This is a genomic window from Streptomyces sp. NPDC031274, assembly GCF_055570235.1.
This window is the reverse complement of sequence record NZ_JBVIHP010000019.1, coordinates 148,280-163,866: the sequence shown is the minus strand read 5'-3', so window position 1 is coordinate 163,866 and position 15,587 is coordinate 148,280. Positions and strand designations below refer to the sequence as shown.

At 67.6% G+C, this 15,587-nt stretch carries 18 protein-coding genes and 1 pseudogene; 6 read left to right on the top strand and 13 right to left on the bottom strand.

Translation table 11 applies throughout. The features are described 5' to 3' along the window. The first annotated feature begins 119 nt into the window (after positions 1-119). Entirely contained in the window at positions 120-1,604 is a 1,485-nt protein-coding gene (locus tag ACZ5CR_RS28595; protein WP_468862472.1) for an LCP family protein, read from the top strand. Between the two features lie 83 nt (positions 1,605-1,687). Here the strand turns inward: ACZ5CR_RS28595 and ACZ5CR_RS28590 are convergent, their stop codons facing one another. Beyond that, positions 1,688-2,236: an acyl-CoA thioesterase gene (locus ACZ5CR_RS28590; RefSeq protein WP_468862470.1), complete on the bottom strand. Its 549-nt coding sequence runs from the start codon at positions 2,234-2,236 to the stop codon at positions 1,688-1,690. 129 nt (positions 2,237-2,365) lie between these two features. Between ACZ5CR_RS28590 and ACZ5CR_RS28585 the strand changes: the two genes are divergently transcribed. Continuing rightward, positions 2,366-3,703 (top strand): LCP family protein, encoded by a 1,338-nt coding sequence (locus ACZ5CR_RS28585; protein ID WP_468862467.1) that lies wholly within the window; start codon positions 2,366-2,368, stop codon positions 3,701-3,703. A 209-nt stretch (positions 3,704-3,912) separates the two neighbouring features. Continuing rightward, positions 3,913-5,073: a dipeptidase gene (locus tag ACZ5CR_RS28580; protein ID WP_468862465.1), complete on the top strand. Its 1,161-nt coding sequence runs from the start codon at positions 3,913-3,915 to the stop codon at positions 5,071-5,073. Between the two features lie 34 nt (positions 5,074-5,107). Here the strand turns inward: ACZ5CR_RS28580 and ACZ5CR_RS28575 are convergent, their stop codons facing one another. Then, positions 5,108-5,485 (bottom strand): VOC family protein, encoded by a 378-nt coding sequence (locus ACZ5CR_RS28575; RefSeq protein WP_468862463.1) that lies wholly within the window; start codon positions 5,483-5,485, stop codon positions 5,108-5,110. A gap of 176 nt (positions 5,486-5,661) precedes the next feature. On the opposite strand from ACZ5CR_RS28575, the gene ACZ5CR_RS28570 reads away from it, so the two are divergent. Continuing rightward, positions 5,662-6,183 carry a CGNR zinc finger domain-containing protein gene (locus ACZ5CR_RS28570; RefSeq protein WP_468862461.1) on the top strand — a complete coding sequence of 174 codons (522 nt, stop codon included), beginning with the start codon at positions 5,662-5,664 and terminating at the stop codon, positions 6,181-6,183. Between the two features lie 36 nt (positions 6,184-6,219). On the opposite strand, the gene ACZ5CR_RS28565 is transcribed toward ACZ5CR_RS28570, so the two are convergent. Then, positions 6,220-7,563, bottom strand: coding sequence for a UDP-glucose dehydrogenase family protein (locus ACZ5CR_RS28565; protein WP_468862459.1), 1,344 nt, complete (start codon positions 7,561-7,563; stop codon positions 6,220-6,222). Positions 7,564-7,763: 200 nt separating this feature from the next. Here ACZ5CR_RS28565 and ACZ5CR_RS28560 point away from each other — a divergent pair, with 200 nt between their 5' ends. Beyond that, entirely contained in the window at positions 7,764-8,921 is a 1,158-nt protein-coding gene (locus tag ACZ5CR_RS28560) for an acyl-CoA dehydrogenase (protein WP_383274512.1), read from the top strand. A gap of 199 nt (positions 8,922-9,120) precedes the next feature. Here the strand turns inward: ACZ5CR_RS28560 and ACZ5CR_RS28555 are convergent, their stop codons facing one another. After that, the gene (locus ACZ5CR_RS28555; RefSeq protein WP_468862457.1) at positions 9,121-10,296 is read right to left on the bottom strand and encodes a tyrosine-type recombinase/integrase; all 1,176 of its coding nucleotides are present in this window, start codon (positions 10,294-10,296) and stop codon (positions 9,121-9,123) included. A 142-nt stretch (positions 10,297-10,438) separates the two neighbouring features. On the opposite strand from ACZ5CR_RS28555, the gene ACZ5CR_RS28550 reads away from it, so the two are divergent. Next, entirely contained in the window at positions 10,439-10,990 is a 552-nt protein-coding gene (locus ACZ5CR_RS28550) for a hypothetical protein (protein ID WP_468862455.1), read from the top strand. 69 nt (positions 10,991-11,059) lie between these two features. On the opposite strand, the pseudogene ACZ5CR_RS28545 reads toward ACZ5CR_RS28550, so the two are convergent. From ACZ5CR_RS28545 to ACZ5CR_RS28505, 9 genes and pseudogenes are all read right to left on the bottom strand, one after another. Next, positions 11,060-11,263, bottom strand: a pseudogene (locus ACZ5CR_RS28545) (DUF7848 domain-containing protein); the annotation flags it as partial. Positions 11,264-11,281: 18 nt separating this feature from the next. Beyond that, entirely contained in the window at positions 11,282-11,755 is a 474-nt protein-coding gene (locus ACZ5CR_RS28540; protein ID WP_468862454.1) for a hypothetical protein, read from the bottom strand. 92 nt (positions 11,756-11,847) lie between these two features. Beyond that, the gene (locus ACZ5CR_RS28535) at positions 11,848-12,078 is read right to left on the bottom strand and encodes a DUF397 domain-containing protein (protein WP_249589528.1); all 231 of its coding nucleotides are present in this window, start codon (positions 12,076-12,078) and stop codon (positions 11,848-11,850) included. A gap of 42 nt (positions 12,079-12,120) precedes the next feature. Continuing rightward, positions 12,121-12,297, bottom strand: coding sequence for a hypothetical protein (locus ACZ5CR_RS28530; protein ID WP_249589527.1), 177 nt, complete (start codon positions 12,295-12,297; stop codon positions 12,121-12,123). 170 nt (positions 12,298-12,467) lie between these two features. Next, a complete protein-coding gene (locus ACZ5CR_RS28525) occupies positions 12,468-13,298 on the bottom strand; it encodes a helix-turn-helix domain-containing protein (RefSeq protein ID WP_468862451.1) in 831 nt (276 codons plus the stop codon). Beyond that, a complete protein-coding gene (locus ACZ5CR_RS28520; protein WP_468862449.1) occupies positions 13,295-13,819 on the bottom strand; it encodes a DUF6879 family protein in 525 nt (174 codons plus the stop codon). Before ACZ5CR_RS28520 ends, ACZ5CR_RS28525 begins: the two co-directional genes overlap by 4 nt. Next, complete coding sequence (locus ACZ5CR_RS28515) at positions 13,803-13,994, bottom strand: hypothetical protein (protein ID WP_249589525.1); 192 nt, start codon at positions 13,992-13,994, stop codon at positions 13,803-13,805. The genes ACZ5CR_RS28520 and ACZ5CR_RS28515 overlap by 17 nt, the downstream gene beginning before the upstream one ends. A gap of 455 nt (positions 13,995-14,449) precedes the next feature. Next, a complete protein-coding gene (locus ACZ5CR_RS28510) occupies positions 14,450-14,692 on the bottom strand; it encodes a hypothetical protein (protein ID WP_468862447.1) in 243 nt (80 codons plus the stop codon). 30 nt (positions 14,693-14,722) lie between these two features. Further along, complete coding sequence (locus ACZ5CR_RS28505) at positions 14,723-15,211, bottom strand: glycine-rich domain-containing protein (RefSeq protein WP_468862445.1); 489 nt, start codon at positions 15,209-15,211, stop codon at positions 14,723-14,725. Positions 15,212-15,587 lie beyond the last annotated feature (376 nt).

The following is a 15,587-nucleotide window of genomic DNA, read 5'->3' as shown; positions in this document are numbered from 1 at the left end:
CCCGGCCTGCTGCCCGGGGTCGCAGATCGTATGGGCCTACGGTTCTCGCATTCCCCGGCCCATCGACACTCCCCCCACCCGTCCCGGCCAGGTCCGTCACCGCGGAGGTGTCCCTTCACGTGCCCACACCGCCCCGCCGCTACCCCACCCCGCCCTCGCGTGACCCCCGCCCGCCGCGAGCGAGGCAGCCCACGCAGCAGCCCACGGGCAGGCCGGTCAAGCAGCGCAGGCGGCCACGCTGGGTCACGCGGGCGGCGACGGGGTTCTCCGTGGCGGTGCTCGCGGCGGCCGGGATCGGGCACGGCGTCATCTCCAGTCTCGACACCGGGATCGACCGGGTGGACGCCTTCAAGGACATGAAGAACCGGCCGAAGGGGGGCAACGGCATGAACGTCCTGCTCGTCGGCACCGACGGCCGGGACAAGATCACCGATGCGGACAAGCAGAAGTACCGCCTCGGCGGAGCGCCCTGCCACTGCACGGACACGATCATGATCGTGCACATCTCGGAGGACCGGGACCGCGCAAGCGTCGTGAGCCTGCCCCGGGACAGCTACGCCGAGATGCCCGAGCACGTCGACCAGAACTCCGGCGACAGGCACAAGCCGCATCCGGTCAAGATGAACGCGGCGTACGCGGAGGGCGGCCCCAACCTCACCGTGCGGACCGTCGAGAACATGACGAAGGTCAAGATCGACCACTATCTGGAGGTCGACTTCACCAGCTTCATGAAGACCGTGGACGTGCTCGGCGGCGTCGAGATCTGCACGGCCCGCCCGCTGAAGGACTCGTACACCGGACTCGATCTGGCCGTCGGCACGCACACGCTGAACGGTGGAGCCGCGCTGCAGTACGTCCGCACACGGCACGTCGACGGCACGTCGGACCTGGGGCGGATGCGCCGCCAGCAGCGGTTCCTCGCGGCGCTGATCTCCAAGGCGACCGGCAGCGGGGTGCTCCTGAACCCGCTCAAGTTCCGCGACGTCACCAGGACGCTGCTCAGCTCGGTCCGGGCCGACAGCGGCTTCGGCACGAACGAGATGCTCTCCCTGGGGCGGGCGATGCGCGGGTTCTCGCCGCGTTCGTCGGAGTTCACCACGGTGCCGCTGCTCAGCAAGGGGGTGATGGTGCCGGGCATCGGGTCGACGCTGAAGTGGGACCCGAAGAAGTCCACGAAGCTCTTCGACGCCCTGCGCGCGGACCGTCCCCTCGCCGCGCACCACGCCAAGAAGGCCATCGTCGACGTCTCGCCGCAGCAGATCCGGGTGCAGGTCGAGAACGCCACGGGCACGCCGGGCCTGGGCAAGCGGGTCGACAGCGCGCTGCGGTCCACCGGCTTCCGGACGACGCGGGCCCCGGGCAATCTGACGGGCGCACCGCTCAAGCGCACGGTGGTCGCGTACGACCCGCGCTGGGACCGCTCGGCGAAGTCCCTGGCGACCGCGCTGCCCGGCAGCATGATGCGGGCGGTGAACGGGCAGGGCGCGACCCTGAAGGTGTTCGCGGGCCAGGACTTCAAGCAGGTCAGGGCGGTGCGGGCGGAGGACGCCTATCAGGGCGAGTTCGGGGCCATGACCGGGGACCAGGTGGTGTGCCAGCGGTAGCGGCGACTGCGGCCGCGCGGCTGCGGCAGAACGGGCGTGCCCGCCGCTCAGTGCGCTGAATGCGCTGAATGCGCTCAGTGCACTCAGTCGTCGAGGCCCTCGGCGGCACGCGCCTGCCGCAGCTCCTTGATGGCCCGGCGCCGCGCCAGCCGGTGCGTGCGCCGGATCTGTGCCTCCTGATACCGGCGCCGGTCCCGCTCGGTCTCCGGAAGCACCGGCGGCACGCCCCGCGGCTTGCCGTCCGCGTCGACGGCGGCGAAGACGAGGTACGCGGAGCCCACCTGCTGGGCGGGCGTCGACTCGTTCCAGCGCTCGGCGAGTATCCGGACGCCGACCTCCATCGAGCTGCGCCCCGTCCAGTTCACCTGCGCCTTCACATGGACGAGGTCACCGACCCGCACCGGCTCCAGGAAGGCCATCTCGTCCATGGACGCGGTGACGGCGGGCCCTCCCGAGTGCCGCCCCGCGACGGCCCCCGCCGCGTCGTCCACCAGTTTCATGATCACGCCACCGTGCACCGTTCCGAGGAGGTTGGTGTCGCCGTGGGTCATGATGTGGCTGAGAGTCGTGCGGGATGCCGAGGTCGGCTTGCCCGGAATCTCCGATTCCGCGCCAGGGGCCAGGTCTGTCATGGGCTCCACCCTATGTCTGACGTATGTCCGGGCCACGCCCGACCGCTTTGCATCAGATCTGCAACAGCCCTGAACCGAAATCCCGCCTGCCCTGTGAGGCACGTACGCGGAGACGGCACACTGGTCCACATGAGCGATTGGCCTGACGACCAGGGCAACGGCCGAGGATATGGCCGTGGCAGCGGGAGCACGCAGCCTGAGGGCGCCCGCAGGATGCGGCATGTCCAGCGCGGCGGCCCGTCCGGCCGACCGGGCCAGCAACCGGGGGGCGGTGTGCCGCAGCAGCACGCGTACGACGACGGGCAGGGCCAGCGGTACGGCGACGCGCGCGACGAGATGTTCGAGCCCCGCGCCTCCCGCCAGGACAGCTACGACAGCGGTTACAACACCGGCCAGGTCTACGGCGCCCCGAACAGCCAGGGCAACGGCGGACAGGGCGGTCAGGGCGGCGACGACGGGTACGGCACCCGCGCGCCCCGCTCCGCGCCGAACTGGCGGCGCCGCATCAAGATCGGCTCGATCACCTTCGTCGTGCTGCTGGTCGTGGTCTCCGTGACCACGTACTTCTGGGCCGACTCCAAGCTCAAGCGCGAGGTCGACCTCTCCAAGGTCATCGAGCGCCCCGACGGCGGCGACGGCACGAACTACCTCATCGTCGGCTCCGACAGCCGCGAGGGCATGACCGCCGAGGACAAGAAGAAGCTCCACACGGGCTCGGCCGAGGGCAAGCGCACGGACTCGATGATGATCCTGCACGTCGCGGACGACGGCGGGAACACGATGATCTCGCTGCCCCGCGACTCGAACGTGACGATCCCCAACTTCAAGGGCGCCGAGTCCGGCAAGCTCTACCCGAACCAGGGCCGTCAGACGAAGCTGAACGCGGCGTACGCGGAGGACGGCCCCGAGCTGCTCGTCCGCACCATCGAGTACAACACCGGCCTGCGGATCGACCACTACGCCGAGATCGGCTTCGGCGGCTTCGCCAAGATCGTGGACGCGGTCGGCGGCGTGGAGCTCGACATTCCCAAGGGCTTCAAGGACGAGAAGTCCGGCGCCGACTTCGAGGCGGGCAAGCAGACCCTCGACGGCCAGCAGGCCCTGGCCTTCGTCCGCACGCGCTACGCCCTGCCGGGCAGCGACCTCGACCGCACGAAGAACCAGCAGAAGTTCCTCGCGGCCCTGGCCAACCAGGCGGCGACGCCGGGCACGGTCCTCAACCCGTTCAAGCTCTACCCCACGATGGGCGCGGGCCTGGACACGCTGGTCGTCGACAAGGACATGGGCCTGTTCGACGTGGCGTCCATGTTCTGGGCGATGAAGGGCGTCACCGGCGGCGACGGCAAGTCCATGAACATGCCGCTCGCGGGCTCGACCGGCGGCAACCTCCTGTGGGACAAGGCCAAGGTCAAGCAGATGGTCTCCGAGCTGAACAACGACGAGAAGGTGACCGTCTCGGGCGGCTGAGCGTTTCGCTCCTCGTACGCCTCGGGCGGCTGAGCGTTTCGCTCGTACGTCTCGTACGTCTCCTACGTCGTGAGGGCCCCGCCGGTGCATCGGCGGGGCCCTCTCGCGTGCCGCGGTCACGGCCTCGTACCCCGAACGCTTCGCCCGCCGCGAAGCCCCGGCTCCCGCGTGTCACGGTGGATCGGACGCACCCTGACGCCGGAGCAGCCATGGCAGATCTACAGGCCGAACTCGACACCACCGCCGAAGCCGGAGACCTGGACCGGCCCTCCGCGCGGCCTCCCGAGCGACCGCCCATATCCGAGCCCCCGCCGATATCCGAGCCCGGACCGGTGTACGAAACCGAGCCGGCACCTTCGCCGGTACCCGCGCCGGACCCCCTCCGCAGCGCCCGCGCGCTGCTCGCCGCCCACCCCGTCGCCGACGGCTACAGCGGACTGCCCTGGACGCTGCGCGAACTGCCCTGGTACGACCTGGAGCTGGGCGACAGCGCGGTGGACGCCGACGTGCCGCGGCTGCGGGCGGGCGGCGTGGGGGCGCAGTTCTGGTCCGTGCACGTCCCGGACGGCATCACCGGTGACCGCGTGCTCGGCGCGACCCTCGAACAGCTCGACCTCGTCAAGCGCGTCGTCGCCGACCACTCCGAAGGGCTGCGCCTGGCCCGCTCGGCGTCCGAGGTGGCCGACGCGCGCCACTGCGGCCGCATCGCCACCCTCATCGGCCCGGCGCGCGCCGAGGCGATCGGCGACTCGCTCGCCGCCCTGCGCGCCCTGCACACCCTCGGCCTGTGCTCGCTGGCGCTCTCCGGTACGTCCTGGGCGGGCCCTGAGGGGCTGAGCCCGTTCGGCGAGGAGGTCGTGCGCGAGCTGAACCGGCTCGGGGTGCTCGCCGATCTGTCCGGGGCTTCCGAGGCCACGGCACACCGGGTGCTCACCGTCTCCAGGGCGCCGGTGCTCTTCACCCGCTCGGGGGCCCGCGCGCTGCGGGACGCCCCGGCCAACCTCTCGGACGACCTGCTCACCGCGCTCGGCGCCGCCAAGGGCCTGTGCCTGGTGCCGCTGGCGGCCGAGCAGACGGGTTCCTCGATACGTGAGGTGGCGGACCACCTCGATCACGTACGCCGCCTCGCGGGCCCGGAGTGCGTGGGTCTCTCGGGGACGTACGACACCTCGGCCGCGCACCCCGAAGGCCTGGCCGACACATCACGCTATCCGCACCTCATCGCCGAGCTCATCGAGCGCGACTGGCCGGACGACGACCTCGCGCGCCTGACGTGGGGCAACGTCCAACGCGCGCTGCGCGGGGCGGACTTCGCGGGACGGGCGGCGCGGGAGAGACAGCGACAGCAGCAGCGGGCGGCGACGGGCTGAGGCTTCAGCGCTCGGGCTCCTGGGCTCCCGGGTCTCAGCTCTCGGGGCTCCCGCAGAGGCAGAACGGGTGCCCTGCCGGGTCGGCGTACACGCGGAAGCTGCGGGTGCGGTCCTCCGCGTCGAGCACGGTGGCGCCGAGCGCGAGCACCTCCTTCTCGACGGCGTCCATCTCCCCCTGCGGGACCGTGAGGTCCAGGTGGAACTGCTGGGGGTGCGCCTGATCCGGCCACTGCGGCGGCACGTAGCCCGGGACGGCCTGGAACTGGAGCGTTGCGCCGCTGCTGCCTTCGAGGTCCACCCAGCCGTCGCCCCCGTCCTTGGGAGTGCCGCCGACGAGGGCGGCGTAGAAGTCGGCGAGCGCGAAGGGGTCAGGACAGTCGAGTACGACGGCGCCGACTTTGGCGAGGGGCATGGATTTCTCCTCGGTTCGGTTCAGTTCGGTTCAGTTCGGATCGGTTCAGTTCGTTCGGTTCGGATCAGTTCGGATCGGTCCGGCCCACTGGGTTACCGGTAGCTCGTCGCCAGGGGTAACGGTTACTGCATACTCCCCCATTGGCGGTAACGTCGCAAGCATGAATGGCCGCACGCATGAATGACAGAGCACCCGCCCCCGGGGGTCTCGCGCTGATCCAGGAACTGGTGAACACCCTGGACCTGGAGTCGGGCGCGGACTCGCTCGACACGTCGGAGGGGCGCGCCCGCTTCGGTCTCGCGCCCGGCGCGGAGACGGGGGCGGCACGGGAGCTGCGCGAGGCGCTGCGGGTCGCGTGTCTCGCCCATGCGGGGCACGGGCCGCACGCCGCCGCGCCCGCACTCTCCCAACTCCTCGCGGGGGCACCGCTGTTGGTACGGGTCGACGCGGAGGACGGGTCGGCGTCGCTGGCCCCCGTGGAGCCGGACGCTCTCGTCTCCCGCGTCGCCCTGGCCATCTCGGAGGCGGTCACGGCGGGCACCTGGTCACGCCTCAAGGCGTGCGAGGCCCCGGACTGTCACTGGGCGTTCTACGACCGCAGCCCCGCCGTGCGCAGCCGGTGGTGCGACATGGGCGTGTGCGGGGCCCGCGCGAAGATGCGGGCCTACCGGGCACGGAAGGGCGCGAACGGAGCCTAGGCCGACGGTACCGGGCGCGGAGGGCGCGAACGGAGCCTAGGCCGACGGCCTGCCCATCGCCCGGTACGTCCAGCCCGCCGCGCGCCAGGCCTCCGGGTCGAGCGCGTTGCGGCCGTCCAGGATGAGCCGGTTCGAAGCGACCTCGCCAAGGGTCGCCGGGTCGAGCTCGCGGAACTCGCTCCACTCCGTGAGGTGCAGGACCGCGTCCGCGCCCCTGACGGCGTCCACGGCGCTCTCCGCGTACGCGAGCGTCGGGAAGAGGCGACCCGCGTTCACCATCCCCTTGGGGTCGTACACGGTGACCTGGCCGCCCTGGAGGTGGATCTGCCCGGCGACGTTCAGCGCGGGCGAGTCACGTACGTCGTCGGAGTCCGGCTTGAACGTCGCGCCGAGGACCGCGACCCGCTTGCCCAGGAAGGACCCGCCGCCGAGCGCCTCGCGCGCCATCTCCACCATCTGCCCGCGCCGGCGCATGTTGATGGAGTCGATCTCCCGCAGGAAGGTCAGCGCCTGGTCGGCGCCCAGCTCCCCGGCCCGCGCCATGAACGCCCGGATGTCCTTCGGCAGACAGCCGCCGCCGAAGCCGATCCCGGCCCGCAGGAACTTCTTGCCGATGCGGTCGTCGTACCCGAGCGCCTCGGCCAGCTTCACGACGTCGCCGCCCGCCGCCTCGCACACCTCGGCCATCGCGTTGATGAACGAGATCTTCGTGGCGAGGAAGGAGTTGGCGGCGGTCTTGACGAGCTCGGAGGTCGGGAAGTCCGTCACGACGAAGGGCGAGCCCTCGCCGATCGGACCCGCGTACACCTCGCGAAGCAGCTTCTCGGCGTGCGTGCTGCGTACGCCGACGACGATGCGGTCCGGGTGGAGGGTGTCCTTCACCGCGAAGCCCTCCCGCAGGAACTCCGGGTTCCAGGCCAGCTCGGCCTCGGCGCCCACCGGCGCGTTCGCGGCCAGCTCGCGCGCGAGGCGGTCCGCGGAGCCGACCGGCACGGTCGACTTGCCGACGACGAGCGCGGGGCGCGTCAGATGCGGGGCGAGCTGCGCGAAGGCGCTGTCGACGTAGCTCATGTCGCAGGCGTACTCACCGTGCTTCTGCGGGGTGTTCACGCAGACGAAGTGGACGTCACCGAAGGCCGCGGCCTCCGCGAAGTCCATGGTGAAGCGCAGCCGCCCGCTCGAACCCTCGATGCCGGCGACGTGCTTGCGCAGCAGTTCTTCCAGACCGGGCTCGTACATCGGGACCTCGCCCCGCTGCAGCATCTCGATCTTCTCGGGCACGACGTCGAGGCCGAGCACCTCGAAACCGAGTTCGGCCATGGCCGCGGCATGTGTCGCACCGAGGTAGCCGGTGCCGATCACGGTGATCTTGAGGGCCATGCGGTGCTCCAGGGGTCTACGGCCGTCAGTGCGGTGCCCGAGCATAGTCGGGCACTTGAGCGGGCACGTTTCCGCTATCGCCGACTGCTTGCCGACCGCTCGCCGCCCGCTGTCGGCAAGCTCACGTATCCCTCACGCGAGCCGCCCTCTAAAATTTGGGTTACTTAACGGTAATTAGCATCCTTGGAGCGTGAGAAACCTTGGCCGGATCGGCTGATTTCGACCTGTACCGCCCGTCCGAGGAGCACGACATGCTCCGCGACGCGATCCGTTCGCTCTCCGAGGCGAAGATCGCACCGTTCGCCGCGGCGGTCGACGAGGAGGCCCGCTTCCCGCAGGAGGCGCTCGACGCCCTCGTCGCCTCCGACCTGCACGCCGTGCACGTACCGGAGAGCTTCGGCGGCACCGGCGCCGACGCGCTCGCCACGGTCATCGTGATCGAGGAGGTGGCGCGCGTCTGCGCCTCGTCCTCCCTGATCCCGGCCGTGAACAAGCTGGGCTCGCTCCCCGTGATCCTCTCCGGATCCGAGGAGCTGAAGAAGAAGTACATGACGCCGCTCGCCAAGGGCGAGGGCATGTTCTCGTACGCCCTCTCCGAGCCGGACGCGGGTTCCGACGCGGCGGGCATGAAGACGAAGGCCGTCCGTGACGGGGACTCCTGGGTCCTCAACGGCGTGAAGCGCTGGATCACGAACGCGGGCGTCTCCGAGTACTACACGGTGATGGCCGTGACCGACCCGACCAAGCGCTCGAAGGGCATCTCCGCCTTCGTCGTCGAGAAGTCGGACGAGGGCGTCTCCTTCGGCGCCCCCGAGCGCAAGCTCGGCATCAAGGGTTCGCCGACCCGCGAGGTCTACTTCGACAACGTTCGCATCCCCGCCGACCGCATGATCGGCGAGGAGGGCACGGGCTTCGCCACGGCGATGAAGACCCTGGACCACACCCGCATCACGATCGCGGCCCAGGCGCTCGGCATCGCACAGGGCGCGCTCGACTACGCCAAGGGGTACGTCAAGGAGCGCAAGCAGTTCGGGAAGCCGATCGGCGACTTCCAGGGCGTGCAGTTCATGCTCGCGGACATGGCGATGAAGATCGAGGCCGCGCGGCAGCTGACGTACGCCGCCGCTGCCAAGTCGGAGCGCGGCGACGCGGACCTCACCTTCCAGGGCGCGGCCGCGAAGTGCTTCGCATCGGACGTCGCGATGGAGGTCACGACGGACGCCGTCCAGCTGCTCGGCGGCTACGGCTACACCCGTGACTACCCCGTCGAGCGGATGATGCGCGACGCGAAGATCACGCAGATTTATGAAGGCACGAATCAAGTGCAGCGCATCGTCATGGCGAGGAACCTGCCTTAGCAGGGTTTTTGCAGGTCAGAGGGTGTTCCGAAGGCTTGATGGGGCATCTTTGACCTTCTGACCGTTGCGGCCCGATCAGGACCGTTCTTGGGCGTCATACTGGGGGAATCCTGGGTGGATGCCGGGTTGAGAACGGCCACTGACCTGCACAAACAACGCAGCCCCCGGCATGATGCCGGGGGCTGCTGTCGTACACGGATCAGGCGACCTCTGACGCTTCTGTGGGGTCGTCAGCGCCGGGCGTCAACATCGTCGCGATGGCGGCCCGGCCGCGCTGCTCGGCCCCTTCGAAGATGTAGTGGTAGTACTCCCTCAGTACGTCCGTGCTGCTGTGGCCCATCCAGTCGGCCACGTCGTTCTCGGGGACTCCGGCGTACAGCAACCGCGACCCGTAGTAGTGCCGGAGTGAGTGAGCCTTGCAGTACTTCACCTGGCCCTTGCCCAGAGCCTCCATCCAGATCTTCGGGTAGAAGTACGACGCGTAGAGGTACCCGGTCCGCGTCACGTTGGGGAAGAGGAGTCGTTCCGACCCCCATAGGCCGTGGTTCCTGATGTGCCGTCGAAGCTCGAAGGCGACGTTCGGCGGCAGGGGAACGGTTCGTCCTGGCTCCCCTTCGTCACGAGCCTTGATGTGCCGACGCTGGACGGCGCTGTTCTTTCCCGATTCGGTATCTCCGTCCTCCGCAATCTGGAAGTCGATGCGAAGCGTCTCGGCCTTGAAGTCGATCTGATCGCGGGACACTGCCATGGCCTCACCCAGCCGCAGGCCGCACCCGGCCATGAGCCACAGCATTGCGCGGTATCGCGGAGGAGCGGCATCCAGCATCGCCAAGACTTCCCGCGTCGTGAGACGCCGTGCGGTGCTCTTGTGCTCCCTGATCTCCTTGGCGCGGCTCCCGGCACCCTTGACCTTCTTGCACGGGTTCCGGCCGATGATCTCGTTGACGACAGCCCAGTCCATCATTCCGGAGAAGAACGAGAACCGCTGACGCCGTGTGCGGGCCGAGAGCTTCCGGTCCTGCTCCATCCACAACAGCCACTGCTCAATGTCAGCGACCTTCAGAGACACGATGGAACGGGCCTTGAAGAAAGGCTCAAGGGTTGTCTTCTGGATGGACCGGTACTGCTTCTTGGTGCTGTTCTCCAGCTTCCTTTGATTCGTCCACTGCTCCCAGACCGCCGTCACCGGCTGCTTGCCCAACCGGTCATCCAGGTAGGTTCCGGCGTCGAGTTCCTGCTCCTTGCGCTTGCGGTGGTCGTCGGCTCGCGTCTTGGTACCGAAGGTCCTCTGACGCTGCTTGCCGTCCGGGTCGTACCAGAACGTCGTCCACTTCTTCGGGTCGTCCGTCGACCGTGCGACCCATGCTCTTGCCACTGAAGCGGCCCCCTCCTGCTGCCGACGTACGGGCTTGCCCCGCTGTCGTGCCGGTGACGTCCCGGCGCTTCAAGTTTGCACACTGCCCACCCTGGGTTGTCAACACAGGGTGGGCCCCCCTGGGTGTGCTAGCTTAAGAGACATGGAAGCGGATGACAGTGGGTTCGAGATCACTCAGCAGCAAGGGGCATGGGTGATCCGCATGTGGTGGCCCGTAGGGCCGATCAACGGAGGGCCACAGCGGATCACCATCGAGGCGGGCGAAGGTGCCCCCGCCCGCGAGGTGGCACGCGGCATCTCGACCACTGTCCTACGCAGGCTCGATGTGGCCGCAGCCCTGAAATTGGCCAAGCAGGCTCCCGAAGCCCAGCGGACGATGGAGGAAGTGGGAGAGAAGCTGAATGAGATGGGAGAGGCGGCAAGGCTTGCCCTGGAGGGCGAAGGCGTCTCCGAGCGGTACTTGACCTTGCTCGCCGCCACATACACCGCCATGGCAGATATCGGGGCCCCTGCGCCTGTTCGATGGCTATCCCGGCTCATCGGTCGCCGACCTGAGACGGTGAAGGATCACCTGAAGCGAGCTAGAAGGGACGGCTTCCTGACCACGGTTGCCGGTAAGGCGGGAGGAGAGCTGACGGACAGGGCCAAAGTAGTACTTGCGGAAATGGCTGAAGCCGGTAGCCAACTCAGCTGAAATCCCCAGAGCTACATACACATTGAGCCACCGAGGGTCTTCGGGGGCTTCTTTTTCGGCGCGTTCGACCAAGGCGACCGATGTGCACAGGCGTCGGAACCGGTTGTGCTGGGTCCGGCCGGTGTGGCTCATGCACTCCACATCGACGGTCTCGCCGTCCGAAGCAGGCTTAGCCTCCCAGCCGTACGTCAGGCATTTCGCCTCGAACGTCACCTCTGTGTCCGATTGCTGAGTGATCCGGTGCTTCGTATACCGCAGGGTCGAACGGGGCATCGTGGTGTGCTCCCCTCATCAGGTGTGGACAGCAGTCGGGCAGGCAAGGTCCGGTGCGGCACGGTTCGGGGAGCACGTCACCAGAGCTACGGACAGAAATGCAGGCCTCTCCAGGTAGAAGCCGTGGGACACGTCTCCACCCCAGCTCAGCCGATCAGCAGCGGAGTAGACCAGTAGTGCCAGCCGCGTGCTGTCGCGGTCGGACTCGGAGGCAAATCGGGGGGCGTACTCCGTCAGTTGTTGCCCGAGCCATTCCGCCGCCTCCTTCGGCTCCTCCCAGGTGCCGCGTATCAACTTCCTGGGCTTGGTCAGCCAGCGGGCCGTTTCCAGCGGTGGCAGGTCCACGGTCGGGAACTCCGCCTTCACTTCCCTGTACCGCTGGATCAGCTCCGGCTTATCGGCCGGAGGAGGATCAGGGTGCGGGGGCCGTCGCAGCGCCTCATCATCGAACTGTTGCTTGGAGCCGGTCCACAGGTAGCCGTGGTGGTGCAACTGTCGTCCCGTTCAGTGCAGGAAGAAGAGGAGCGCCCGACCGGCCCTGTCTCTCGGGGGTGAGCCAGGGCCGGGGGCGCCAGGAATGGCCGTCAGGCAGACAAGCCGAAGCGGGCCGGGTCGATACCGGCCGCGTTCAGTTCCTCAGTGGTGAAGCGCAACGGCTCCGCACCGGGCCGCTTGCTGTCGCCCAACGCCCACGCGTTGGGGCCGATCTTCGCCAGCGTGGCGCAGGACTCGCCGTCGGGGTGTGTGTTGCCCCCGCACGCCTTGAGGAACGTGGCGCCGTCGATGGGCAGGCTGTACAGGTCGGTTCCGGGCATGGGTGTGCCTTCCTGTGAGATCAGTGCTGGGGGGGGGCAGACTCAGAGCCGGTACTGATCCGGCTTCGACACGTACACGACGCCGGGGCCGAGAGCCGTCGCGCTCTCCCGAAAGAGCTCGTGCAGCATCGACCGGGCGTTGTCGCGCATCGCGTTGGCCAGGTTGTCGGCCAGTAAGGCGGCCTCAGACGGGAGCAGAATCATTTCCGTGTCTGCCATATGCCGACCGTTCTTCGTCAGCCACATAGGGACGCGAATGTTCCCATCATCATCCCGGTAGGCATGATGGCTTGGAATTGGGTCCATCCGCCAACCCTGCGGGGCCTTCTCTTCTGGGTTCCTCGGTTCGGTCGGCATGAGCACATACTCGCCCTCCCGACGAGGAGTCTCTAGCCCGTTTCCTGTTCCCGCAAAAAGTCGTCGCGGATGCCCTCGACTAGCTGCCGCATTTCACTTCCAGACAGCGCCACTCGCTCAAACCCAGCAAACTTATCAACGTAGAGTTCGACATCCTTGGGGTCCGTGACGACGATCTCTGCATGAACCGTTTCTATCGTGACCATCCGGTCATCTCGGATGACGAAAGCGTGATTCGCGATGTCGTGCTGCTGAATATGTAGGGGAACCACTCGGACATCTACATGGGAGAGGCGTGAAATGGAAACGATACGGTCGAGTTGTGCGGCCATCATCTGTGGCGGGACGATCCGCCACCGGAGGATAGATTCCGTGATGACGAATCGCAGTACCTTCGTGTTGTCGTAGAGGACCGCTTGGCGTTCGAGTCGTCCACTGATCGTCCGCGTGAGGACGTCCTCACTCAGATTGTGACGTTGCAGAACGGCCCGGATGTACTCCGGCGTCTGGAGCAGCCCGGGGACCAGAGCCGGTTGGAACAGCCGCAGCATCGACATCTGGGCTTCCAGAGCCTTGGCGGCCTGTTGGCCTTTATGGACTCCGATTCGCTTGAGGAGGCGCCACGCCGTCGCCTCCGTCGCCGACGCTCGGGCAGCCTCGGCGTACTCCGCCTTGACCTCATCCGAGACACCGATGGCGGACAGAATGCGCTCTACGTCCGTTGCGTTGGCTGAGAGCTTCGCATTTTCGATCTTGGACAGCTTGGACGGCGACATGAGGGCGCTACGGGCAACCGCTTTGGCTTCCTTGCCGGATGCCACTCGCAGAGCCCGCAGCGCGGCTCCAAGCTGTGCTCTGTTCACACCCCGTACTTGGCCCACCATTCGGTGAACGGCTCCGCGTGCGCGAGTGCCGCATCACGATACCTCGTGAATTCCGCCGTTCGCTCCGGTGGCAGCACTTCAGAACCCAAGTACTGCCCGTCTCCGTCGTAGTTCATCACAGCTACGGAATCGGAATCGAAGAACCAGAAGTCAGGAGCATTCTCCAGGGGGTTGGGTTTGTCGGTGACGTCAAGAATGAAGAACTCCTCTCCCCCGGTCATGTTCTTCTGGTAGCCCCACCCGAGTTCGAACCTAAGATAGTCCGTTAGCGGGCGGGACAGAACGTGCACCCGGTAAACCCTCTTTCCCTTCTGGGTGTGGGAGCGGAGTTCCTCTACCCAGCCCGCGTTATAGTCGCCCGGTTGCGGCTCTCCGCCCAGAAAGGCGTGATAGGCGTCGACGTTCCCGGACTTGCTGTAGTCGCCCAGAGTTTCCAGTCGGAACGCCTCATGCTCGAATGCGTCGAAGAGGTCGCCAAGGGTCCTAGATGAGGTTGTCACGGATGGCCTTCTGGATCAGTTCCTTCGGGATCTCGACGAGGGTTTCGTGAGCGGGAATCTGTAGCCCGTGATCGGCCGGAGTCTCACCCTGCACCAGGAAGGTGCCGCGATCCGTCGCGTAGATCGTCGGGCAGTCCTTGATGTCGCACGTGCTGACCAGCTTGGTGACCTTCATGGTCCTGGTTGCCCTCTCGCGTGCTGCCATTACCCCCGTGCGGCTCGATGCTCCCGAGGGTGAGGTGCGCGGGTCAAGCGATCACGGTTGCCGGAACAGGAAACTGCGTAACCTGCCCCGAAACGTGCTCGTCTGAGGTGCTGCCGGTGGGGGTGCCACCAGCGCGACCCCTGCCTCGGGCGATCGTTGACGATCATGGGGAAATGCTGGGGAGGTCCCCTCCAGAAGTAGTGTCCGTGCAGGTCAGCGCCGTACGACCTGTAAAGCACGCAGATCTACGAGGGCACGAACCAGGTCCAGCGAATCGTGATGGCCAGGAACCTTCCCTAGCGGGGTTTTCGCGGGTCAGAGCCCCTCTCTGCTGACTCGGGACGGCGCCCCCGACCTGCGCGAACACCACGGCCCCCGGCATCGCGCCGGGGGCCGTCCGCATCTGTTGGCGCATCAGCAGGCGGTCACTCGTCCTTGGGCGGGATGACGAACCCTCGCATTGGCCCCGATCTCGGTTCCTCCTCGGGGAACTCGGCCGCCACGGACGCCAGTGCGTCAGCGGTCACGTCCCGACGCGTGGCGGGGTCTGCCGTGTCGTACACACGCCACTCCCCTGCCGGGTTCTCCGGATCCTCGGGCGCGACCACACCAGGAATCCCCAACCGCCTGAGTACAGCATCGACTTGTCGGGCCTGCTCCGCGTTCACCCTTCCTCCTTCCCGCTGGTCGCCACCGGCCTAGCCACCGCCACCGCCCGAGCAGTGCGAAGCGCACTTGCCCGGGTTGATCGGGCCGCAACCGCCGGGCTTGGGAGTGTGGGAGCAGCTCGCCGCCACCGAAACCAGGGCCTTGGTCGGGCCCGTCCACAGCTCGGCGTCCACGGTGTGTCCAGCCTGCTCGATGACGGCCACCGTACGCGTGAGCACGTGCTCGTCGTGCCGCTCGACATCAGGACGCTCGGGCCAGTGATGCACGAACCGTCCCAGACGCTCGCACAGCTTCTCGTACAGGTTCGTGTGCAGGATCAGGGCATGCCATCCCTCATCCACCACGCGGGAGGGCGTGATCTCGACAGTGGGGAACTGCACGGCGGCGTCCATGAACTTGAGCGCTTCCACCACGATCCGCTCGGCCGTCGCCTCCTCCATACCGGGGTTGTTGTCGATGACGGTTGCGACGACACCCCCGAACGCGGCATGGGTGAGTAATACGCGTACATCGCGCATGTGCGTTCCTCCCTGATGCGGCACTTCACAGCCCTCCCCTTCGGCTCCGCTCGGCGGCCTCGGCGACCTCGGCGCTCAACTCCCTTTGCGTCCGGGCCACCGAAGCCTGATAGTCGGGGCACCTCGGGCTGCCGCATTGGCATCTCGGCCACTTCAGGCCGTCGCCCGGAGCAAGGCCCCCGCCTTCGGCACCGCCTGCGTCGGCCTTGGCCACGAGCATTACCCCGCCCACGCCAAAGGCTCCGGCGAGCTGAGACAAGAAGCGTCTGCTTTCCCCGCTGCTCATGTGGTCAGCCGGTCCGATGCCATGCGTCTCGTTCCCGCTCGCCATGGCCACCCTCCCGATCGATTCCGCGTCGATGTGGTGACCGTAGGA